Origin of the sequence: Nostoc sp. LPT (assembly GCF_017115165.1) — a bacterium.
Taxonomy (GTDB): Bacteria; Cyanobacteriota; Cyanobacteriia; order Cyanobacteriales; family Nostocaceae; genus Nostoc.
The window spans coordinates 32,382-55,568 of sequence record NZ_JABXKF010000165.1; the positions used below are offsets into that span (position 1 = coordinate 32,382).

The window sequence follows — 23,187 nt, forward strand, 5'->3', positions numbered from 1 at the left end:
TACGGACGTATTCATTTTAAAACTGATAGTTGTTTCGTACTTGTATCAGCTACATTTTCTGGAAAACTATCCCAAGTTCTTCCATCAAGTTCTCTGCCATATTTTTTCTTTTGAACGCCTCCCCATTGTTTAAAGAAAAATGGCACATTAGCTTGGATACACTGCTCTCTAATATCTCTTACCCATTCAATGTTCATTGGACGAGCACCTACACCAGATTCTCCACCAACAATAATCCAATGTAGATCATCTAAACACAGCGTTAAAGAACCTAAAAGAGGCTCACAAGATAAAAATCTAGTTTTCGCAGGAATCTCTTTTAAAATTTCACTTCTCCATACCCAAGCTTGAGATTCAATACTTACTCCAGCCCAAACATTAGGAGGCCACTCTTTTATGCAATTAGCTATTTTAAGCATCCTTTGTGGACGTTTAGTTAATACCTGAAACTGATGCCAACTAGCTTTTTTCATAACATCAAACACATCTTTGATAAATTCTTCTGAAATATCATCAAGGAATAAATCACTCATAGAATTAACAAAAATTAGGCGAGGTTTCTTCCATGAAAGAGGCATTCTCAGTCTTTCATGCCAAGTTTTTAAATCAAAACCTTGTTCATAGGGATGACCAGCAACACCTCGCCACCGTTCTGCAAAACGTTCTGCATAACAATTTTGACAACCAGGACTAATTTTATGACAGCCAGTGGTAGGATTCCATGTAGCTTCTGTCCATTCTATTGTTGAAGATACTGACATAGAATTTTACTCTCCAACTAAAACTAGCTTAACTATATTAGTATACTAGTATTATTGTACTGCTCTAACGTAATTATCCAAAGTTAAATTACCTCTTGCGCCCAATTCTTTAGCTTCTATGATATTTTTTTTATGAAAATCCAGTAAGATTTCTCTATACTTAGGTCTACTTAAATAACCTAGTTTACCAATTTCAAGAATAATAAGACTTATTACGTCTTTCAATGTTATCCAATCTTGATTATTCCTTCGTAAAATTTCAATAATTTCAGGTCTAATTCTTTCAACTCGCTCATCATTTTCGCGTTCCCATGATTGAGTCAAAAATTTATGATTTTTTCCACTTTTGTCATCTTCAAAGAAAAGCAACCTATTTTCTTCACAAAAAAATTCGTTTAAAAATTCACCAAAAGCCTTCCTTGGATGGTTGCTACCAACTACAATATTGTACTGCGGTCTAGAATCATTGTATGTCTCCTTTATTTCAAAACTAGCCACTCCTTTAAAACTACTTTTTTCTTGAAGCCTAGACTTAAAGTAATCAAGCGCCCACCTTTCAAATTTTTGTTTTTGCTCTTGATCTTGGCATTTTAGCCACTCGGGTTTCCAGTCTAAATCAGAATTATGACCTAAGAGTTTGGTTAAATTTTGTGTATATGTTTCGGCAGTTTTCTGATCTTTGGAATTTTTATAGCTTGTTTTATATAAACCTGCATGACGGGCTACTGCGCGGTTATGAAACAGTAAAAATAATTCTCCTTTATATTTACTGACGTAATCGGCAATAGAACATATTTGCTCAAAAGTTACTCCCTTAACTCCAAAGGCATCTAGAAAAAATAACGTTGGGTACTCGTCCAATTCATTCATTATTTGAATCAACGCTTTGTCAAATCTTTGAGGGTCATAAACTTTATAGGACAATCCTTCACCTATTAAATTACAATTACTCTTAAGTTCTTGGTTAAGGTCTTTATCTTCCTCAGTAAAAAAACATCTTAAAGTAACACGTTCTTCAAGACCGAATATTTTAGCACATTTAAGAGCTATCAAAGGCGAACCGTCAGTATCCAAAAGTTCAGTGTTATATCTCTGCCAAAACTTCGATTGATCTACAAAGTTTTCAATACCAATACCTTCATCATATTTGCCTGCTCCTGCAAAACCATCAACATAGTTAATATACATAGATTGATAGGATTTGCTGCCGCCCAAATTATAGCAATGAGCCTGTATATATTTCAGCATTATCCTATGTTTCGCTGCTGACCAAGGTCTTTTACGAGCAAAAAATTTATTTGAATCTTCTGGTTGCTGATCAAATAGAGATAATTGTTTTACTGACATTGCTAAACCTTATAAAGTAACAAAATATCTGATGACTTTGTACTAAGTTAGCAAATATAGGCAAAGCTGGTAAAAATTGCAACAACTCTCTAAAAATTTCCGTACCAATCTGCTAAATGGAGCGATCGCAAACCTATTAAGAAACTACGTAACCGTAATATATAGTCACTAACTAAATTCTGTCTTGAACTTTTGTTGCAATTTCGTAAAAATCTGTTACATTACTTTACAGGCAGTGATAACTGTTACAACATAAAAGCTTGGAGTATTTTTTATGGCAAACGTTAAGAAGACTACGCCTTCAGTTTCAGAAGATCCTAATGCTTTGCGCTGGGGCTTCACTCCTCAGAGCGAAAACTGGAACGGTCGTTTTGCAATGATTGGCTTTTTATCTGCTGTTGCACTTGAAGTGTTTTCTGGTCAAGGGATTTTACACTTTTGGGGCATCCTTTAGATTTAAACGTTTTTACCTTCATTAGATTATGAAGCAAGGCGGGATTCGTAAAATTGTCTGCCTTGCCTCATAATCTCAAGAATTAGAAAAGTTGCTAGCAGCTAGCGTGATGAGCGAAATATTACACGACCTGGAGATTCTTCTTGATTAATTCGCGCATATACTCGAAGACAAGTTAAGACTTCGCCAGGAATACCACCACAGTCTAGTTGTAAGTCATCCTTGGATAAAGCACAGATATCTGCATAAAGTCCCGATAATTGGCGAATTCGCACTTCATTACCTGCATTAATAGCTTCATCAGCGACTTTCTTCAGGATGCGCCGCGATTCATGTTGTAGCTTTCCCCACCAAGAATAGCGTTCAGCCGGTGGTACGAATACTAGGGAATGTATTGCCTCGTCCATGTCAATCCAAGCACGGAGAATTGACAGGGAATCGGTATTTTTCTCAGCTTTTTGGGCGCGTTGGAAGCGATCGCTTAAAGCATCAATATATTGATCGCGCTGTTCTGGTTTGGAGTATAAGGAAATGACATCGAAGCTAAAAACGCTCTTTAAAGCATGATGTAAATCTGGGTCTATTTCGATAAAATTCATATATAAAAATAGGAATGCTGCTGGTAAATCAGATGCATTACCCTGAGTAACTAGATGATTTGAAAGTGGTTGTTGATACAAGCTTAATCCCTGAGTTTGAACAGTACCACTAAGACCAGGGTAGATAATTTCATCACGGATAAAGGGAAGTTGATAAAGGTTAGAATTATCTGCGATCGCACCAACTTGTTGAGCCAAATCCAAGGTGCGCTGTCGCCAAGATGCAGCCAAATCCTCTGGAACTCGCAATAGTTTGCGTTGAATCTCATTCCACAAGTCTGAGTCTGTTTGGCTTTGCAGTTGGGAATTACCCAAATAATAACTAAGTTCGGAGTCAGAATTAAAAGCTTCTCGGAGGTGATTTAGTTTTAACTCATCTGGCGGATCTTCCCAACCAGTATTTTGTTGTGCAGGTGCAGATTGTAAGAGGTTATGAAGTTCTTGCAGCACATCATCACATACCTTGGCTCCTGGATCTAGTGGAAATTCTGCGCGAGCCTGATTCAGAGTAGTCTTTAGTCCATACAGACTAAACCGCAGTAACCGAGCTAACTCCGAATTTTTTATTTCTAATAGCTGATGCAAGTGCTGCATGAATATCTCCTCCAAATATTTTCATAGTGAATTAAACTTGGCAAACCTCTGCGCCCCTTTGCGTTTAAAAATATTAATTTTTTCAACGCAGAGGAACGCAAAGGTTAGCGCAGAGGAACGCAGAGGTTTAATGTATGCCGCAAAAGGGATCGCGTTCTTTATCAACTTCATTAGGTTGCAACTCCAATTCAGCACGATAAACGCATCCTTCTTCCATCAAGCATTCTTGATTTTGTGATGTCCAGTAAGGCACTTCGCCAGCGTGCATCCTTAGAATACCTCGATCGTCGAGAGTTACACGATATTGGCAAGGGTAATCTGTGGTTACATCTGGTTTACTGAGTGCGCCAATTCGTATCCATTTTTTGCTGTTGGTTTCAGCATCTGTTTGATAAACATAGAAAGTGTGCTGTCCAGTTTGCGGAAAGGGAGGTAAGGGATTACTAATTAACCCAATTCCTGGTTGTGTCACCCCATCCTGTAAATAGTGAAATTTATGAAACGTTTTACTACCATCATTTCCGACTTCAAATACAAGATGATAGGCATCTGGTTGATCGACAGTTGCTGACTCAATAACATTGACGGCAATATCACCATCATTTAAGTCTTTATTGAAGCGTTCTACAGCAATATTCCAGTTTAATTTACCATCAGCAAATAGCGCTGAAGTTTCTGAAACTACCGATTCTAAATCAATACCAGAAATGTCAATCAAATAATGGGGATTTCCTTGACAAAGCAACACGTTAAATTCTAGGGTTTGGTCAATCTCAAACTGGACTTTGATTTTTTTCAGAAATTCTACTTCTGACATTTCCAGTTGATTCATCAGGTTTTTGCCGTCAAAGCTTCCCCAAAGTCGTAAATCACCTTCTTCGTAATCTTGACGGTAGATAATATTAGTTAATTGTATGCCTTGCCAATGAGTACGAACTTTAGCAACACTTTCCCAAGGTGCGAGTTGATAGAGTTCTTGTCCAGCTTTGAATATAGTTAGTAAATCGTTGCTCTGGGTTTTGCGTTTGAAGTTGCAGGGTAAATAATAAAACAGGTTTTTGACATCAATTTCTAGCTGGTTGGCTCCTTTACGCAGCAAGCTTTTAGACTCTTCTGGATCGAATCTCAATCTTCGTAGCTTTTCGGCATAGCAAGCACCGGCGGAGGTGGCTAGCTTGGTAAATTCCAACACAAAGGTAATCCGTTCTGGATTCCAGACAAAATATGGAGACTTACTAAATTCTTGGTAGATTTGGCGCTGCACTACGTCTAAATTACAAGTTTTACCAGACAAAATTAACCAATCAACTTTTTGGGAATTCCAAGAATCTTTGGTAAGATCATCACGACGCAAACGACTTTCCATTAATCCTTGGGCAATCCCGATCGCTTCTTTAATTCCCGAAGCGGCGGCTCGTTCAAATTGGTGGTTGTCTAGGGTGACGCAGATGTTATTTGGATCTTTGACTTGCAATTTAACGGCGCTTTGGGTGAGCAATTCGGAAATTTGCTGCTCAGAAAGTGTGAAGGTTAATAGAGAATTCTCTGCTGTTAGCTTTTGCCCAAGTTTAAGTTTAGCGGCTTCTGCATGTTCCCAGAGAATATAAAAAGATTGCAGACGTTGAGGTGCTTGTTGCCAACGAGTCGGCAATACTTTCTCGGCAGTATCTAGGGCATCTTTGTAAGCAATATCGCCTTCTGGATTCTCTCTATCCAGACATTTTAAAAGACTGCCAGTTTTAAATTTGCCTTGTTCTAAAAAGCGCTCGTTTAACTCTGAGTTAATTAAATCTTCTAGTTTTTCGTTTTCTAGATCGCCTCTTGTTACTGCTGTCAACAAAAAGTCTGCGATCGCAACTTTTAATAATCTCAAGACTCGCAATGTAATTAACTCACCGCCTAGCTGTAAATGACCAGATGAACCTAATAGTTTGGGGGTAAGTTTATAGTAACGTCCTCCTAAACCACGTTCTTCATAATCAGCAAAAGCTGGGGTTTTGTCTTCCAAAGTCAGTTCAATTAAAGCTAAGTCTGTGGTTCCGCCGCCAATATCCAAGACGAGGACATTTTGTGACCATTTGTTTCCTACTTGGCGACAACGGGTTTTGAATGACTCAATCCCAATGTTGAGATTACCGCCAAATTCTCGCCATAAAAAGAATATTGCCACAGAAACGGCTTCATCATAAGCAGTTTGCACATCATCGATTCCTAACTGCTCAACTAATTCCCTAACTTCCTTGCGAACAACTGGTGGGGCGACAGTAGGGTAGGTGACAACTGCTGTTAAAAAATCTCCTTCAGAAAATCTGCGTCGTGCGTGTTGGCGGTAGTCTTCAGTTAACTCGATTAAATGCGCCCAAGCAGATTGGATCAGTTGGTTGGCGGTAATTGTTTCTTCTTCGCCATCCAAAATAACTGAAAACGATCGCTCTTGACCAAAATAGCGTTTGGGTGAATGGTGAAACCTGCTGATAATTTCCTTTAAAGAATTGCTTGTACCTTGAGCGATCGCTTTTTTTCGGTTATCTCTAGCTTCCCTTCCCATCCGCAGTTTTAAATTCCCTAAGTGGGAAATTTCCGACTCGCTGGGAATTTCTGTATCGCGGCGATCGATATCCAGCACAACTGGGATCAGATTTTGCGATTCTAGGGTAGGGACGCGGAACACCTCATGATAAATTTGGTAAAGTTTTTTGCTGACAGCCCGGCGGAATCTCTCGCTGTTTCCTAAAGAAAGTTCAATTTGGCGAATTGCTTCTAAAAATCGCTCTTTATTATCACTTTCAAATACTTCACTCAATTGGCTGGGTTCTATCTCCAGGTTTTTGCTAATTTCTGTAATAAACTTTGCCCAATCATCAGCGCTGACATCCGGTAAAGCGACTGAGGCGGGAGAACTTAGCCATTGTGATAAGCGATCACGCAACCGCATTTCTTGTTCTTTGGGTAAGATTTCTGCGATCGGTACTTCAATTGGATCGAAAAGTGTAACTGTCGAATTAGACGTACCGAAATCTAAAGCAAACCATCCTGGAAATCTTTTTTGTTGTTTCTCACTTACTTCTTGCTCGCTATATTTGTTGAGTTGAAAAGGGTTCATTATAGTATCACTTTCTGTTGTTTATTTTATAGCTGGCTAAAAACTGTAATGTTCTATCATAAAATTACAAATTTAGAGAATCCTTGTGGTAAAGACTTTTCGTCTTTGGTCTTGTACCACTGATTCTCTTTAGCACTGGCTTTTTTTGGTGCGATATCTACGCCTACGCTTTTATATTAAAAGACGTAGGCGTAGCTCAAACTAGGCATTGCTATGAAAATTACGGTAGTTACTAAGTTGATGTTGAAGACTGTTGCTCAGTTGCAAGTCTTACTTGTTCGATAGTTAAATCAAGTAACTGAGCAACCTCTTCCATCGACATACCACGAGCTAAGAACCAAGGTACAAGTTCAAGTTTTAGTTCTTCTCGTCCCTCTTGTTTAGCTTCTTGATAAACCCTAGTTTCTTCTAACTTAACTCCTAACATTGCTTCTACCTCTTCACGACTTAAGTTTGCGAATTTATAAACTGCAATTGTTGTGATTACATCTATTATCTCCTTCTTAGCCAAGACAGTTATCTGCTCTTGTTGCACCCGCTCAATTAAACGTTTTGCTTCTTGCACCATTTGAGTCTCTGAGGCAATAGTCAGCTGCATCAAACTGATACCTACTTTTTGCTCATCAGGACTACCTAACTCATCTAAATAAATCCGTTGTACTTGGGAACTGTTCAGTAACGATCTATGAATAGTAGTGTTTTCCGGTTCCAAGCTGCGAGACTGTAAAATAATTACACCGTACCAGTCATCGTAAAGCGACGCGTTACGATACATATACAGCATGGATTCTGAGAAAAAGCGATGGTACAGTAACTCATCTCTTTGGAATTGTACCTCAGCAAAAAAGATCATCTGAGATGTTGCATCAGGTGGAGGTAAAAATACCCCATCAATCCGAAATGTTGGTTCTTTAACTTCAACTAATTCAAAACGATAGCTAGCAGCTTCGGCTGGTGGCTGTTCTACTAACTCGAAAAACAATCCGGGGACACGCTTAAAAATTGCATAAAAAATTGCATCACGTCTCACAAATACATCCTCATATCTCTACGCGATCGCGTCATCTCAAATCCAAATTATCTGAGTGAGAAACTGCGGCGATTTCTGAAATGATTTGCAACCAAGTAGGAATTTGGATCTCAGATGGCAATTCCCCAGCTGCCAAATATCTTAGCAAAGTTTCTTTTTTTGAAAGGTTTTGTAGACTTGGAATAATTTGATCCAAAATACCCTCTAACTCGGAATTAATTTGCTGATTAACTTCGCTGACATACTGCACAAGATGCAGGCTGGCACTAGCAGTGATTTCATCTCGTAGTCGCAGTACTAAAAGCTGGTGATTAGTCGATCTGGGTAAGCCTTGACTTTTCTCTGGTGCCCAATCAAATATTTGACCAACGTTATGTTTTTCGTCTTGACGTGCTAAAGGAAAGATAATTTCGGGTGCAACGGTTTTGTCTTTACTACTGATTTCAGCAATAATTGCTTCTTTCCATTCGTTAGGGTCGCATCCTAGTAATAATTTGTAAAATAGATCCGCATCTTCAAAACCAAATTTTTCTTCGATTTCTTGTTCCATTTCTGGGTGGAAAAATGCCTGCAATTGTTCGCGTTCTGGGGCTATATAATTTGATAATTGGTTTAACAAATCCACCACAGCTTGCTGGATGCGATCGCGGGCAAAATCCTCTACTTCTTTAACGGTTCTTTCAAATACTGGATAAAAATCATCACTCTTAGTTGGAAGGGAAGTATTTACGCGGTTTCCCCGATCGAATAATTTCCCGGCTGCACCTTTAGATTCTGCCAGAGCGATCGCTCCATTATTGGCTTTGTTGAAGAGTAAAGTCCACTGGTTCCAATTGAGGATTCTAAAGGTGAGTTCGTCTTTTACTACATCGCTGACAACAACACCGCGCCGATCTTTAAGTGGTTCTTTCCCGATATCTTTTTGAAAATTTCTGTAGATTTTATCTAAGCTTTCGACCACAAAACGCAATTCGATAAAAGCGGGACTATCACCTGTAGGGATACCTTGCTCGTGAATTTCATCTATGATGTCTTTCAAGTGATCTTGTTGCTGACTCACCACATCAGCAGCTCTTTTAGTATCTTCATGTAGTTGCTTCAAACCATGAGTAGCTACGTGAGTTTGAATCAATTCCCGCAGCTTACTAAGTCCCCCATCTTGAACAAAGTAACCCAACTGTCTGCCCAAATAGCTACGGGTGTCAGATTCTAGCAGATGTTCACTTAATAGCTCCCATTTCTCTTGTAGCCGTTTAGACCGATCTAGGTAATCAGGATAGTCTAAGTTAGCTAAAAACTCTGGTGAACCAGCTTTGACTGTACTAGAACGTTTTGCCAATTCAGCCAATCCCAACAGTGGCGACAGTAAAACGATGCGGTCTTTTTGGGTTGTAAACGCTTGTGCACCATCAATGGTAGTTTGCAGAACTTTGAGTTTTTGGAGAACCGTTTCTTCCTGCAAATATGAGCTATCTTCAATCAATTGATCAAGTTCTCTTTCGCCACCCTCGCTATCTAGAGGTAGTTGATCGAAACGACCCACACCGACAAGAATTAAATCTTTCAGGTCTTGTCCCGGTCGCTGCTGCTGCATCATGGTGAAGATTTTATTGGCGCGATCGCTTCCAGGAGATTTACCATTTAGCAATACCAAAATTGTCTGTACTTCTGCCAATTCCCGCAATGACAAAAAGGTATCCCTAGCCCCCGAATTAGCAGCTCCCAATCCCGGAAAGTCAATGAGAATAAATTTAGCTGCGTCTGCAAAATCCCAAATTTCCCGTGAGATTTTTACATCGATATCTACGCGGCGGATCAGTGGGAAGCTGTTTTGCAATAACTTTGTTGGTAGCCTCTGGGGTGGACTCGGTAATCGGATATGCGCTGGAGGTAGATCCTCAAATTTCAGACTTTGAATTGCCATTGGCTGTTCGACTAACTGTAGCCCCTGACGAGCGGTGGTAGCATCAATCTGGTAGTGCCCACCACACATAACCTCCCCATAAGCTTGATAAGCCCGCAGGAATAGTACCAACTCCCTCAGTAAATAACGTAGCTCTAAATTGTTACTGCTATTCCATGCTTCTTCACACCAGCTAATAATATCTGTGCCAGAGTTTAGTTTCGATACTGGTATCGGAGGAAGCCCTGCTGCTGTTGTCCGTTTATTGGCTTCTCCTAGCATGAAGCGTAGACACTCATGTACTCCCTCATGAGAAAGATACTCTACTGTAAAGTTACTTAATTGCGTCGTTGCAAAATCGTCTTGCGGAATAATGTGTATGGCGGTCACATTACCTGTAGTGGGGTTTTCACTGACTGGCAAAGCATCTGCATATCCAATTAGACTTCCTAAAAGTAAGGTTTTTCCACTACTAAATTCTCCCATCACACCAATTTTGACAGGCGAAGTTGCCAGGTCTACAGTTTTCTGGGCAGCTGATCGCAAACGAAGAAGACAGTCATCAAGACTAGCTGGAACCCAATCTTCTTGTTTAGAAGGGTACTGGGGCACAGAATCTATCTTTCGGAGGATGAATTCGCCGTACTCCTTAAAACGGCCCAGTTTATCTGGTTCCATAAAGTAGTTTCCGCCTAACATTAATTTCTGTGAGCTTTATAACATATAAAATGCGATTGCTAGTCATTGTTGCAACCTGTTGATATCACATTTAGCATTTCTCTCATTTAACTTGCGATTTTGAGATGAAGCATTTTGCATAGTCAAGACAATTTTGAAACATTGGGTTTTGTTAGGAAAAATAAAAAAGAATACATTCTTCAAAATCAAGGTTTACGAATGAGTAAAGTTGGGTTTTATACCACTAAATTATTGAAGACCGCTTAGTAAAGATGTGGGTATTAAACCCTTTTATACACATGATTTAAGGAATAATAGTTTTAGACAATTTTTGCGTAAGTCCTTAAGATACAAGGTTTTTGGTGCTAACCCAAGGGTATTAGAATATAATTCACTACTACACAAGCCAAATCCGCCTAAGCAAAAATTTTTAAACCAACGGAGGTGGGTAAAGTCTTGTGTAGCCGCGATTTATAGTCGTCAGGACTTGGGAGCATCCCAATTTGGCAAAAATAAAATAATCTGGGGATTCAATCAAGTGGTTATTCTGACTCTTGCTCAGATCCAGAACTAATGTCTAGCAGACAGTCATCAAGGGTATAAATTATTTTCTGTATTTCATCCATAACAGAACGTCTAAAAACATCAGCGTTTTTGGCTTATCTGAACTGTATTAAAATATAGCCACCATCCCGATTACGCTACTTTACGACGAGAATTGATTAGTTACAAGTTAATGCAACGAGAAAATGGGGTGTATTGCAATACTTCTCGGGTTTTGCACTTTTAACTCGGAATCGGGTTTGGGGAAAAGGTTACTGGCTTTGGGTTAAAGGTTTTTTCTTTTCCCTTTCCCATTCCCCTTTTCCTCTTAACCGAGAAGTATTGGGGTGTATTGGTAATTACAGTATAGGAGATGAATGGGAGACTAACAAGTATAGATTTTTACCAACTAATAAGACCTCTCCTTAGTTGTACTAAGTGATAGAGGTCTTTAGAGTTATAAGTGGTATGTTGTGATTTTAATCGAATTATTACCCCCCTTAATCCCCCCGATATATTGGGGGGAAACAAGAAAATCCGGTTCCCTCACGCCACATGCTTCTCCCTTGGCGCTAGCCTCTCCCTTTGGGAGAAGGGGAGACGCTGCGCGAACAAGTCGGGCGTTGCCCGCCCAACGCAGTGGCTCCCCAATATATCGGGGAGGGTTAGGGTGGGGTAAAAAATATTTGATACATCAATCATGACTTTTCAAACATCCTTTTAAGCTGAAGAGTGTCAAATCAGCCTATAACTGTTCTCTTACGCTTGAAGATGATCCCTAAACCGCCCACTAACAGTGCGCCCATAATAGTAGAGGATTCGGGAACAACTTTAACCGTTGCTGCTATAACTTTAAAATCTGGCCCATTGTCGTTAGGAATACCAGAAATAAGCCCATTATTGTTAGAGCTAGTTAATCGCAGTGTTTGGGTAGTGATTCCATCTAAACTAATGCCTATGGAGCCAATATTGAAAGGCCCATTGTTAAGGATGGGAAAGACCTGAGTACTGATGTTATAACCGGCTTTGGTGTAGTTTTGCCTCAGAATTTTGTAAGTCGCTATAACTTCATTATTTTCACCCAAAGCTTCCACCAATAAATCGCTATCGCCTGCAACTGGACCACCTGCTGTTCCACCACGCTCCCAAAAGAGGAAGGTATTCACGGGATTGGCGAAGGAAACTTCAATGCTGGCTGTATCTGCATTTTCTCGCGTCACCAGAATGCTATTTAGATTTAAGTTTCCCAAACTGTCAACAATGTCTTGAGCATTTGGGTTTGGTTTTGAGGGTCCTTCCAGAAGCAGGTCGTCATCAGGAGTATTGGGGCCTCGTCCTGAATTCAGTACACCGAATACATTTCCATCTGGGAGAGTGTATGTATCATTTCGGAGAATCTCTCCTCCCGTGACAACTTCAAAGCTACTAATCGTTTTTCCATTAAATTCTACTGAATCCAACCGGATATCCCTTGTGGGATCATTGAGTAGACTAGATGTAGGGTCGTTAATCGGAGTAGCTGTGACATTAGTTTTAAACGAAAATGAGGTGAATGATGCTGCCTGAGCAGGTACTGTTAGTATTAGGGAAGCCACTGATATAGATGCAGCACTTGTTGCGATCGCTATTGTCTTTGCAAAGATATTTGTCATTTGTATTTTCACCTTGGTAGACACCAAAAAACTTACCTGAGTGAATCAGATAGATTACTAGACAGAACAAAATTAGTCATACAGTCTCAAATGTGTGCAACCTCACCCCCGCTTCTGCAAAGAGCGAATTATCAGACTTTTTTACACTTCGGACAATTAACCCTTCAGTTTTTGAAAGTCTTTAATCAGATTTATGATTCTTTACTACTAAATTTCCGTCAATTTACCGTAGTTTAGTAGAACTATCCCATAGCTTTTTGTCTGTGTCAATTGGTAAAAAAAGTTTTTATAACTTTTGTGTGGGTGATCCTTTCAGCCAAAATACTGTTATTAAATACAATATCTTAGCCAATTTACGAGGGTTCAACGCCCGTAGAAATGGGATGAATACGTCCTAAAGAAGTAACCTTGGCAAAATCTGGGTTAATAAAATAGGCTCAGGCATTTCAGGAAGCATTTTTAAAATTTCACGGACATATCGAAAACCACGATAGGGAGCCTTAAGATCGATAATGCCGGAGTTGGGATTGTGTTGACGAAATCTAAGAGTTGATGATGGGATAAGCTGACCATAAAAAATGCGTGTTTTAGCAGCATTAGTCACCCCAGTTGGACTGAGGTTCATAAAGTTTTCCAATCCCCAGAACTGCTTGGCATCTCGAAAATTAAACTCGATTTGGAAGCATAAACGCCTCACAGAGAATCATATAGTTTTAGTGAAGCTAAATCAGGTTTTTCAGCAACGAAATTACATACCTAAGATGAATTTATCGGTGATTTTAAGAAAAAAAAAAGTTAAACAATATGACTGATATCTAGATAGTTTAAATTTTACAAAAAATGCTGGAGTTAATCTTAATGATAACTTCAGCATTTTTTCAATTTATTTACACTAAAAGAGAAATTGCTGCATATAGAAAAATAAATAAAGTATTAAGATCGTTAGTAGGTTGGCATAAACAAGATTATATCCATGTATTAAGAAATTGTATTCTCAGCATATTACCTTAATAATTTAGGCAGAGCAGGCAGGCAAAAGTGTTTTCTAAAAAGGTGCAGAGCTACGTTAACCAAATCATAGTTGAAGAGGAAGAAATACAACAGGATGAAAAAGTATTTTGCCAGCAGACGGATATTGCTCCTGTGATGATTTGGATGTCTGGATGCAATGCACTTTACTGTTACTTCAATTCTAATTGGCTGAAATTTACTGGAACCCACTTAACAACAGCCGCATCTGCATCTGCACCAGAAAAGGAAATAGGCAATATTTGGACTAGCAGCGTCCATCCAGAAGATAGACAGCGAGGCGAAGATATATACCTAAGAGCATTTGCGACGCATGATTCCTTCCAGAGACAATATCGTCTGCGTGGAGCTGATGGTGAATATCGGTGGATTTTAGATACAGCCGCGCCACGATTTGCCGCAGATGGTAGCTTTGTCGGTTACATCGGTTATTGTATCGATCTAACAGAAGTGCCGATAGGGATAAGTCAACCTTCCCTAATAGAAAGCTGTTCGCGATCTACAAATTTCTCTTGCAGCCTACGTAAAATTATAGATATAGAACGAACAACAGAGTTAGCTAACGCATTAGAGCAACTGCAAGGTGAAATTACCAAACGCCAAGCAGTTGAAGCACAGTTACGCCAAAAAACATCAGAATTTGCAGCAATTTTGCAAGTGCTTCCTGATGTGTACTTTCGTCTTGATGCTGATGGAAGTATTCTGGATTACAAGCCAGCAAAAATAGAGAGTCTGGATATTCCACTAGGGGAGTGTCAGGGCAAGAGTTTACGAGAATGCTTACCGACTGCTGTAGGCGATCGCTTCGGCCAAGCAATGACTCAAGTACTTGAAACTCAATATGAAGTCAGTTTTGAATATACCTTACCGCTACCAACAGAAAATAATAATTTTGCAGCTAGGCTATTACCATTACCAGACCAGCAAATCATAGTTTTGATCCGCGACACCAGCGATAACATCCAAGCAGCCTTAATAGAAAGCGATGCCAAGTTCCGCAGCATTGTGGAAAACGCCAACAACGTTATTTTTGCGCTGACACTTGAAGGGATATTTTCTTACGTTTCTCCTAACTGGACTGAGATTTTTGGACATGAGGTTGCAGAGGTTGAAGGCAAATCTTTTATTCCGTTTATACATCCTGACGATGTGCATATCTGTGCCGATTATTTCCAAAGAATTTTGACAACAGGCAAGAAACAAGAGGCAATTGAATATCGAGTCAAACACAAAAATGGTAGTTGGCGATGGCATACAAGCAACTCATCTGCGATTAAAGACGCTAATGGCAATATTTTGTACTTCGTTGGTATTTGCTATGACACCACTGACCGTAAAGAAGCAGAAGTCGCTCTAGCAGAACGAGCGCGTTTAGCAAATTTTCGTGCCGATGTAGACGCGGCGTTGACCCAAAGTGACAGCTTACAGAATATGATGCGCCGCTGCACTGACGCCTTAGTTGAACATCTTGATGCAGCCTTTGCTCGCATCTGGACGCTGAACAAACAAGACAATGTATTGGAGTTACAAGTCAGTTCTGGGATGTACACCCATATCAATGGGCCCCATAAATGTGTGCCAGTCGGTCAATTCAAAATTGGTTTGATTGCCAAAGAGGGCAAACCCCACTTAACTAATTCTGTGCAGACAGATCCCCGTGTGGGTAACAAAGAGTGGGCACAGCGAGAGGGTATGGTTGCCTTCGCTGGCTATCCCTTAATTGTTGAAGATGAAACTGTAGGGGTGATAGCCATGTTTGCCCGCCAAACAGTAACAGAATCAACTTTCAAAGCATTGGAATTTGCCGCTCAAGAGATTGCCATTGGTATCAAGCGCAAACAAGCAGAAATTGCACTCAGAGAAAGCGCCCAACGAGAAGCACTACTCAATCGTCTTTCTAATCAGATTCGAGCTTCTTTGGATCTCAATCACATTCTGGAAACCGCAGTGCAGGAGATTCATAACTTATTCCAGATTGATCGCTGCGTCTTCTTTTGGTATCGGCAAGATGCTGATGTACCCTACTGGGAAAAAGTATATGAGGCGAAAAATTCCTTTTTACCCTGCCTGCTTAACGACCAAGAAGCAACTAATGGAGAAATCGAACTAATCGCAGCCAAAACCTTGAACGGAGAAATCATCCGCATTAATGATGCTGAGACTGTGGACGATTTCATAGCACGACAGTTTTTGCAGGATTTTGGTTTCACTGCCTTTATGTCGCTGCCTGTACACACCAAATCTGGCGAAATTGGTGCATTTAGCTGTGGTTATTGTAGTGGCTTTCGCCCTTGGCAGAATAACGAACTAGAATTATTACAAGCAGTTACAGTTCAACTAGCGATCGCTATTGACCAAGCTAAACTTTACACCCAAAGTCGCATCACTGCCCAAACTGCTCAAGACAAAGCCCAGCAACTAGAAGCAGCACTGCTAGAACTTCAACAAACTCAAACGCAACTGATTCAAACTGAAAAAATGTCCAGTTTAGGACAATTGGTTGCAGGTATTGCCCACGAAATCAATAATCCCGTTAATTTCATCTACGGCAATATTAGCCACACCCGTGAATATACTAAAAATTTGCTGCACTTAGTAGAACTTTATCAACAAAACTACTACCCACCAACACCAGAAATTGATCAACAAATCTATGACATTGATTTAGACTTTCTCAAACAAGATTTACCTAAAATCCTGGAGTCAATGAAAATGGGAGCCGAACGCATTCGGCAGATTGTCCTGTCTTTACGCAATTTTTCTCGCCTTGATGAAGATGGGACAAAGGCAGTGGATATTCATGAAGGTATAGATAGCACCTTGCTGCTGTTGCAAAATCGCCTAAAAGCCAAACCAGGACATCTCGAAATCCAAGTAATCCGAGACTACGGCAATCTACCACCAGTAGTCTGTCACGCCGGACAGATGAATCAGGTGTTTATAAATCTGTTGACAAATGCAATCGATGCTTTAGAAGAGTCATTTATCAATAGTCATACTCGACAGAAAGGTGAAGCACCTATGTCATTAGTAAACAATGCTAAACAAAGGACAAATGAACGGCAATTGCTACCCTTCGGGAACGCTAAGAGCGAACAAGCCGGGAAACCCGTCCAACGCACTGCCTCCCAAGGACAAATAACTTTTCCACAAATTCGCATTCGCAGCCTCATTCAAAAACACCATGTAATCATTAGAATTGCTGACAATGGCCCAGGCATGACTGAGGAAGTACGCAAACGCTTATTTGACCCCTTCTTCACGACAAAACCTGTGGGTAAAGGCACGGGTATGGGATTATCAATTAGCTACCAAATTATAGTCCAAAAACACGGTGGAAAGATCCAGTGTATTTCAGCACCAGGAGAAGGTGCCGAGTTTGTTGTGATGATTCCACTAAAGCAAGAACCCTCAACGTAGATATCACACAATAGAGATATGAGTGAAAAAACGTAGAAACGTAGCACTGCTAAGTTTCTACAAGGGTTCTGGATAACGCATATTTAATTTCTGGAGATGCCTAATCTTAATCAAAGCTTAATCAAAAATTAACCTAATAGTTGTTAACTAAGATAAACTCACTTTTTGCTGCAACATTTGAACCCCCTCAATAACCTAAAATTTACAGGAATTGGGGGGATTATTTCTTCAAGTATAGGGAATTAGGTTTGAAAAAAGTTGTAATGGTAGTACTATCTTTGCGTAGGCGTAGCCAATCCAGTTAACAATTCACGCATTCACGCATTCACGCATTCAAACATTTTAGACATTTTCAGACGGGGATTTAAACCCCGACTGAAAATGATTTGGAGGCGGAGTGGCTCCGACTCCGCGCTACCTGTAGAGGTAGGGGTCTTAAACCCTTTGATTTACGATAATGTACACAATTAACTGCACCTACGCACCTGACAAAAAAATCCCTGAGTACAAATAAAATAGAAGGCTGGGATGATACAACCCCAAAGTCAAAATAGTATCACCTACACACGCGTTATCCACTTAAGTCATGTAATTGACATAGATATTCCCCAATGGTCTGGAGATCCCACAGTAGAATTTGAAACTGTGGCTGAACTAAATAATGATGGCTATTACCTGCGGCGTTTCTCTTTGGGGGAACATAGCGCTACCCATATCAACGCCCCTAATAGTTTTCATAGTTCTGCTGTGGGAATTGACCAATACCCAGCCCAGTCTTTGGTTGTACCTGCGGTGGTCATAAATGTTTGTCAAGCTACAGCAGTTAATCCTGATTATGCTCTGACTATGGCTGATGTTTTGGCTTGGGAAGCAGAATACGGTGAAATTTCTGGTGGCTGCGTAGTTATACTAAATACTGGTTGGCAAAAAAAGTGGTTGGATAAAAGTGCATTCCTCAATCATGATGCTCAAGGGATTCCCCACTTTCCCGGATTTGGCAGCGATGCAACTCAATTTTTACTCAATGAACGGCAAATAGTTGGGGTAGGAATTGATACTCATGGTGTAGACCCCGGACAGGATAACAGTTTTACGATTAACCGCCTAGTTTTAGAACAACCGCGCATTGTGTTAGAGAATCTGACAAATTTGGATCAACTGCCACCTAAAGGTACTACTCTAGCGATCGCAGTTCTGAGATTACGTGGTGGTTCTGGTTCTCCTGTGGGGGTGTTGGCGTTAGTGCCTTAATTTTTATATCGATATTTACTTATCGCGTCAATTTCCTAAACTTGAGGATAACCTAGAAAGCAAGCAAACTTAATACACAAGTTTCAGTGGATCATCAGAGATTTTCAAAATGACAACTCCGCTATCTTGCCGCAATTATATAGATGGCCAATGGTTGGGTGCTGGAGAGGAAGCAACCCTAGAAAGTCGCAACCCTGCCGACAAAACCGAAGTCGTTGCCACATTTCCCCGTTCTCAAGTTAAAGATGTAGATACAGCGGTAGCCGCCGCCCGTAAAGCCTACCACAGTTGGCGCAAAGTCCCGGCCCCAGCGAGGGCAGAATACATCTTTCGCGTTGGGGAAATATTACTCCAGCATAAAGAAGAACTTGCCCAATTAATCAGTCGGGAAATGGGTAAACCCTTGACGGAAGCCAGGGGAGATGTCCAAGAAGGTATTGACTGCGCCTTTTACAGTGCTGGCGAAGGACGGCGACTATTTGGGCAAACTACACCCTCAGAAATGTCCAACAAATTCGCCATGACTGTGCGGATGCCTATCGGAGTCTGTGCCTTAATTACTCCCTGGAATTTCCCTGTAGCAATTCCTTGCTGGAAAGCTATGCCAGCCTTGGTATGTGGCAATACAGTCATCCTCAAACCTGCCGAAGATACTTCCGCCTGTGCAACTAAATTGATTGAAATTTTCCAACAAGCAGGTTTACCACCAGGAGTAATTAACTTGGTGCATGGTGTTGGAGAAGAGGCGGGGAAAGCTTTAGTTGAGCATCCCAATGTAAATTTGGTATCGTTTACCGGTTCTTCAGAAACAGGTGCTTTTGTTGGCGCGACTTGCGGACGCACTCACAAGCGTGTCTGTTTGGAAATGGGTGGGAAAAACGCTCAAGTGGTGATGGAAGATGCCGATTTAGAACTTGCTCTCGATGGTGCAGTGTGGGGAGCATTTGGGACAACTGGGCAACGTTGTACGGCTACCAGTCGGCTGATTTTGCATCGTGATATCAAGGAAAAATTTACCGCTATGCTTTATGAGCGTACCAGTAAGTTACGCTTGGGTGCTGGCACTGACCCAAATACAGATATTGGCCCGATAGTCAATGAAAAGCAACTCCAACAAGTAAGCAAGTATTTGGATATCGCTCGTGAAGAAGGAGCAAAGGTTTTAATTGGTGGAGAAATTGCCAGTGAAGGCTCATTAAAAAACGGTTACTTCTTTCAACCAACTATTTTGGATGATGTAACTCCTGATATGCGCGTTGCCCGTGAAGAGATATTTGGGCCAGTAGTGGCATTAATTGAGGTTAGCTCCTTTGAGGATGCGATCGCAATTCTCAACGATAGCAATTATGGTCTTTCTTCTTCTGTTTACACCCGCGATATCAATCGGGCTTTTACTGCTATGCGCGACATCGAAGCAGGTATCACCTATATTAACGGCCCGACTATTGGCGCAGAGGTTCACTTGCCCTTTGGTGGTGTGAAACAAACCGGTAACGGACACCGCGAAGCTGGAACTACTGCTTTGGATGTTTTCACAGAATGGAAAAGTGTTTATGTTGACTTCTCTGGAAGTTTGCAACGCGCTCAGATAGATAACCGCAGTTAATTATTTGCAAATGCACTTGGGTTAAGGCTTGATTATCCCCTAACCCTGCTTAAATTTGAATCTGCTCTGCTGCTTTAAACCGTTGCAAACTCAGTGTATTTCCTCGCTTCTGGAGGCTGAAAAGCCAAGACAATATCACTAGCAGGAACATCTAAACTCATTAACTCAGTTGCCATTCCTTCTTCAGTCAAATCTTCTTCAATGTAAATTTTTTCATTTTTGATGCGAATATAGACAGAAATTCCTTTAACTCTTTTCCCTTGTTTCCAACCAATATTGAACCACAAATATTGACTTCTCTCATCATCAAACATTAATACTTCATCCACATCAACAACAGTAACTTGTGAAGATATTCTTTGATACTCTGTTAATATTTGCTTGATCGTATTTTGATATTGAGTTAACTTATCCATTTCACAATCTCCTGGTGATTCATATTAACAGCTAATAGTGAAACTTGATATTTTGTCAAAATTAATTTAATTGCAACTTTTTGAAAAAAATCCTCATAAATTATTTCACCTATTGCCAAATATAATTGCTTTTCAGGATATTCAAGAGAAAGGAAAGCTTTATAAATGAGATACTGACCTAATGCAGTTTCAAAATCACGCATAGGAGAGCGACTTAGAAAACTTTTAATTTCAATAACAATTTGTTTTCCTTCTCTACTCGCGGCAATGGTTTTTTCACCAGCAAGATCCGCAAACAGTTTAACTTCTTCATATTTAATCGGATAAGGATCGGCTGTAATTATCCAACCATCTTTAATTAAGGCATTTTTAACCGCATCATGGTATACATCTTTTGCTGGCATTTTCTCCCTGATAATCTAGACAAAGTAACTATTAGGGTAGTTAATATAATTGTACTAAAGGCGGTTATATTTGTGATAATTCCTTCTTTGGAAGTAGCTTACCTGGTTCTGGTGGTAAACCCAGTTTGATACGAAAATCTTTCTCGGAATCAACTGACGTGCAATAACCGCCCATTTCGGTTGTCGTTAGACATCGCTTGCAGAAGTTTGGGATAATCTAGAAGATATTCAGTCAGTAGCTTGAAATATCTATGACTAGTAAGGAAGAATTAAGAAGTGTTGCCTCAGAAATTCCATTATTTAATAATATTGAGCAAAAAGAAACATTTTTGTTTGTGATAGGGGCGTTATTTTCGAGAGTTATTAGTTTGAAAAAAGCCGCAGAAATCATGGAAATAAAACCTGATGTATTTATTGAACTATTAGATTTGATGGGGCTGGAATTTTCCTACTTGACTGAACAAGATATAGCTATAGAGAAGGATTGGTAAGGTGTGTGAAGGTTGTTTTTAACTCTTCTCCATTAATCTTTTTATCGCGTCTGGAATTTCTCGATATTTTTCTAGATTCTGACGATGACTTTTATTTGCCAAATTTTGTTGCACAAGAAATCAGTGCTAAATCTGATGCAGCTAGTCAGCAGGTAAAAGCTTTAATTGATGTCGAGAAAATATTAGTCAAAGAAATTCAATTACTTTCCTTAGCCAATCGTCTAAATCTGCGACTAGGGAGAGGAGAATCAGAGGCCATTGCTTTAGGCACTGAGTTACAAACAGACTACATAATTTTAGATGACTTCGCAGCTAGAAAAGAAGCAACTCGACTGGGATTAAATGTTAAGGGAACCTTAGCAGTCATCAAGAAGCTTCAGGTAGATGGCAAAATCACCATTAATAGCACAGATCAATTGTATCAAGACATCCTGGCAATGAATTTCAGAGTCAAGCGTTGGCGTAGCCCGCCGCAGGCATCGCTCTTTGATACCATTTTTTCAGATTAGATGCAGAGTTCGCAGAAGTTGCTTCAGGGTTCGCAAAAGCTACTTCAGGGTTCGCAAAAGCTACTTCAGGGTTCGCAAAAGCTGCTTCAAGGTTCACAAAAGCTGCTTCAGGGTTCGCAAAAGCTACTTCAGGGTTCGCGGAAGTTACTTCAAGGTTTGCAAAAGCTGCTTCAGGGTTCGCAAAAGCTGCTTCAGAGTTGACGGAAGTTACTTCAGGGTTTGTCTTTGTCTGATGCGGATCGCTTAATTATAAAAACTCATTGCCAGCAAAGCAATCTCTAAGTCTTGTGATCTTTACTCACTCTGACAAATAAATCTTTTTGTTTTGCCCATAGACGCAAAGAATACCGCAAAACAACTACTTTTAGTCGAATAATAATCTAGAAAAAGTTTGCAAAAAGTTGCATTGCAGAATTGGTTAGAAGTAAAAACGCAACCCCAAAGTATTCACTTAGCTGGTTCTGGTGGTAAACCGAGCTTGGCACGAAAATCGTTATCGTATTTTGCCTTATCCCAATTTTTAGCAGATTGAACTTGCTCAGAAGTAAGGTTTCTGACATAGCTGAGGTTGGCACCCCTGAGGTTGGCACCCCTGAGGTCGGCACTACTGAGGTTGGCACCCCTGAGGTCGGCACTGCTGAGGTCGGCACCCCTGAGGTCGGCACTGCTGAGATTGGCAATGCTGAGGTTGGCACTGCTGAGGTTGGCATAGCTGAGGTCGGCACTACTGAGGTCGGCACTACTGAGGTCGGCACCCCTGAGGTCGGCACCCCTGAGGTAGGCACCCCTGAGGTCGGCACCCCTGAGGTCGGCACCCCTGAGGTCGGCACTGCTGAGGTTGGCACTGCTGAGGTCGGCACTGCTGAGGTTGGCACGGCTGAGGTTGGCAATGCTGAGGTTGGCACTGCTGAGGTTGGCACTGCTGAGTTTGGCACTGCTGAGGTTGGCATAGCTGAGGTTGGCATAGCTGAGGTCGGCATCCCTGAGGTCGGCATCCCTGAGCTTGGCGGCAATGCTGAGCTTGGCACCCCTGAGGTCGGCACTCCTGAGGTCGGCACCCCTGAGGTCGGCACGGCTGAGGTCGGCATCGCTGAGGTTGGCACGGCTGAGGTTGGCACCCCTGAGGTTGGTATTGTCGAGGTCGGCATCGCTGAGGTTGGCACTCCTGAGGTCGGCACCGCTGAAATCTTTACTAGCTAGACTCTCACCAGCTTGGACTAGTTTTTCAAGTGCTTGAATTCTTGCTCGACTATACTTCTTTCCTTCAACAGCATCGACTTGCTCCCAAAGTAGGTTTATCCTAATCGGTTTTTCAAAAACTATGCCAACAAATACTGATAAACTCACATCTTGCACCTGGAAATATGAATGTCAAAACCACAACTAAGTGCAAGGAG

General features: G+C 40.8%; 17 protein-coding genes and 2 pseudogenes. 8 read left to right on the top strand and 11 right to left on the bottom strand.

The genetic code is table 11. The features are described 5' to 3' along the window. Window positions 1-11: 11 nt before the first annotated feature. Both HWQ58_RS31655 and tcmP read right to left on the bottom strand, forming a co-directional pair. On the bottom strand, window positions 12-761 hold the full coding sequence (locus tag HWQ58_RS31655) for a DUF5131 family protein (RefSeq protein WP_292871762.1): 750 nt from the start codon (window positions 759-761) through the stop codon (window positions 12-14). Between the two features lie 51 nt (window positions 762-812). Next, on the bottom strand, window positions 813-2,108 hold the full coding sequence (gene tcmP, locus HWQ58_RS31660) for a three-Cys-motif partner protein TcmP (protein ID WP_292871764.1): 1,296 nt from the start codon (window positions 2,106-2,108) through the stop codon (window positions 813-815). Window positions 2,109-2,382: 274 nt separating this feature from the next. On the opposite strand from tcmP, the gene HWQ58_RS31665 reads away from it, so the two are divergent. Continuing rightward, the gene (locus HWQ58_RS31665; protein ID WP_104907792.1) at window positions 2,383-2,562 is read left to right on the top strand and encodes a high light inducible protein; all 180 of its coding nucleotides are present in this window, start codon (window positions 2,383-2,385) and stop codon (window positions 2,560-2,562) included. A 101-nt stretch (window positions 2,563-2,663) separates the two neighbouring features. Here the strand turns inward: HWQ58_RS31665 and HWQ58_RS31670 are convergent, their stop codons facing one another. From HWQ58_RS31670 to HWQ58_RS31685, 4 genes are all read right to left on the bottom strand, one after another. Beyond that, the gene (locus HWQ58_RS31670) at window positions 2,664-3,755 is read right to left on the bottom strand and encodes a hypothetical protein (protein WP_292871767.1); all 1,092 of its coding nucleotides are present in this window, start codon (window positions 3,753-3,755) and stop codon (window positions 2,664-2,666) included. Between the two features lie 127 nt (window positions 3,756-3,882). Beyond that, entirely contained in the window at window positions 3,883-6,858 is a 2,976-nt protein-coding gene (locus tag HWQ58_RS31675; RefSeq protein WP_292871769.1) for a molecular chaperone, read from the bottom strand. 232 nt (window positions 6,859-7,090) lie between these two features. Further along, window positions 7,091-7,888 (bottom strand): Rpn family recombination-promoting nuclease/putative transposase, encoded by a 798-nt coding sequence (locus HWQ58_RS31680; protein ID WP_292871771.1) that lies wholly within the window; start codon window positions 7,886-7,888, stop codon window positions 7,091-7,093. A gap of 31 nt (window positions 7,889-7,919) precedes the next feature. Beyond that, on the bottom strand, window positions 7,920-10,469 hold the full coding sequence (locus HWQ58_RS31685) for a proteasome protein (RefSeq protein ID WP_292871773.1): 2,550 nt from the start codon (window positions 10,467-10,469) through the stop codon (window positions 7,920-7,922). 694 nt (window positions 10,470-11,163) lie between these two features. Between HWQ58_RS31685 and HWQ58_RS31690 the strand changes: the two are divergent. Beyond that, window positions 11,164-11,259 (top strand): annotated as a pseudogene (locus HWQ58_RS31690) (DUF2087 domain-containing protein); the annotation flags it as partial. Between the two features lie 493 nt (window positions 11,260-11,752). Here HWQ58_RS31690 and HWQ58_RS31695 read toward each other — a convergent pair. Next, the gene (locus tag HWQ58_RS31695) at window positions 11,753-12,664 is read right to left on the bottom strand and encodes an exosortase-dependent surface protein XDP2 (protein ID WP_292871775.1); all 912 of its coding nucleotides are present in this window, start codon (window positions 12,662-12,664) and stop codon (window positions 11,753-11,755) included. Between the two features lie 353 nt (window positions 12,665-13,017). Further along, a pseudogene (locus HWQ58_RS31700) lies at window positions 13,018-13,355 on the bottom strand (IS4 family transposase); the annotation flags it as partial. Window positions 13,356-13,702: 347 nt separating this feature from the next. On the opposite strand from HWQ58_RS31700, the gene HWQ58_RS31705 reads away from it, so the two are divergent. The 3 genes from HWQ58_RS31705 (at window position 13,703) to HWQ58_RS31715 (ending at window position 19,970) form a co-directional block, all read left to right on the top strand. After that, entirely contained in the window at window positions 13,703-17,113 is a 3,411-nt protein-coding gene (locus HWQ58_RS31705; RefSeq protein ID WP_292871777.1) for a PAS domain S-box protein, read from the top strand. Window positions 17,114-17,641: 528 nt separating this feature from the next. After that, window positions 17,642-18,364 (top strand): cyclase family protein, encoded by a 723-nt coding sequence (locus HWQ58_RS31710; RefSeq protein ID WP_292871779.1) that lies wholly within the window; start codon window positions 17,642-17,644, stop codon window positions 18,362-18,364. A 109-nt stretch (window positions 18,365-18,473) separates the two neighbouring features. Beyond that, a complete protein-coding gene (locus HWQ58_RS31715; RefSeq protein ID WP_292871781.1) occupies window positions 18,474-19,970 on the top strand; it encodes an aldehyde dehydrogenase family protein in 1,497 nt (498 codons plus the stop codon). A 74-nt stretch (window positions 19,971-20,044) separates the two neighbouring features. On the opposite strand, the gene HWQ58_RS31720 is transcribed toward HWQ58_RS31715, so the two are convergent. Then, on the bottom strand, window positions 20,045-20,386 hold the full coding sequence (locus HWQ58_RS31720) for a XisI protein (protein WP_292871783.1): 342 nt from the start codon (window positions 20,384-20,386) through the stop codon (window positions 20,045-20,047). Then, window positions 20,374-20,790, bottom strand: a complete 417-nt coding sequence (locus HWQ58_RS31725; protein ID WP_292871785.1) for a XisH family protein — start codon at window positions 20,788-20,790, stop codon at window positions 20,374-20,376. Before HWQ58_RS31725 ends, HWQ58_RS31720 begins: the two co-directional genes overlap by 13 nt. A gap of 251 nt (window positions 20,791-21,041) precedes the next feature. Here HWQ58_RS31725 and HWQ58_RS31730 point away from each other — a divergent pair, with 251 nt between their 5' ends. Genes HWQ58_RS31730 through HWQ58_RS31740 form a run of 3 tightly spaced genes read left to right on the top strand, consistent with a single transcriptional unit; the run spans window position 21,042 to window position 21,991 of the window. Continuing rightward, on the top strand, window positions 21,042-21,281 hold the full coding sequence (locus tag HWQ58_RS31730; protein WP_292871787.1) for a hypothetical protein: 240 nt from the start codon (window positions 21,042-21,044) through the stop codon (window positions 21,279-21,281). A 5-nt stretch (window positions 21,282-21,286) separates the two neighbouring features. Continuing rightward, entirely contained in the window at window positions 21,287-21,790 is a 504-nt protein-coding gene (locus HWQ58_RS31735; protein WP_292871789.1) for a DUF3368 domain-containing protein, read from the top strand. After that, on the top strand, window positions 21,791-21,991 hold the full coding sequence (locus HWQ58_RS31740) for a hypothetical protein (protein ID WP_292871791.1): 201 nt from the start codon (window positions 21,791-21,793) through the stop codon (window positions 21,989-21,991). A 246-nt stretch (window positions 21,992-22,237) separates the two neighbouring features. Here the strand turns inward: HWQ58_RS31740 and HWQ58_RS31745 are convergent, their stop codons facing one another. Next, window positions 22,238-23,137 carry a pentapeptide repeat-containing protein gene (locus HWQ58_RS31745; protein ID WP_292871793.1) on the bottom strand — a complete coding sequence of 300 codons (900 nt, stop codon included), beginning with the start codon at window positions 23,135-23,137 and terminating at the stop codon, window positions 22,238-22,240. Window positions 23,138-23,187: the final 50 nt, after the last annotated feature.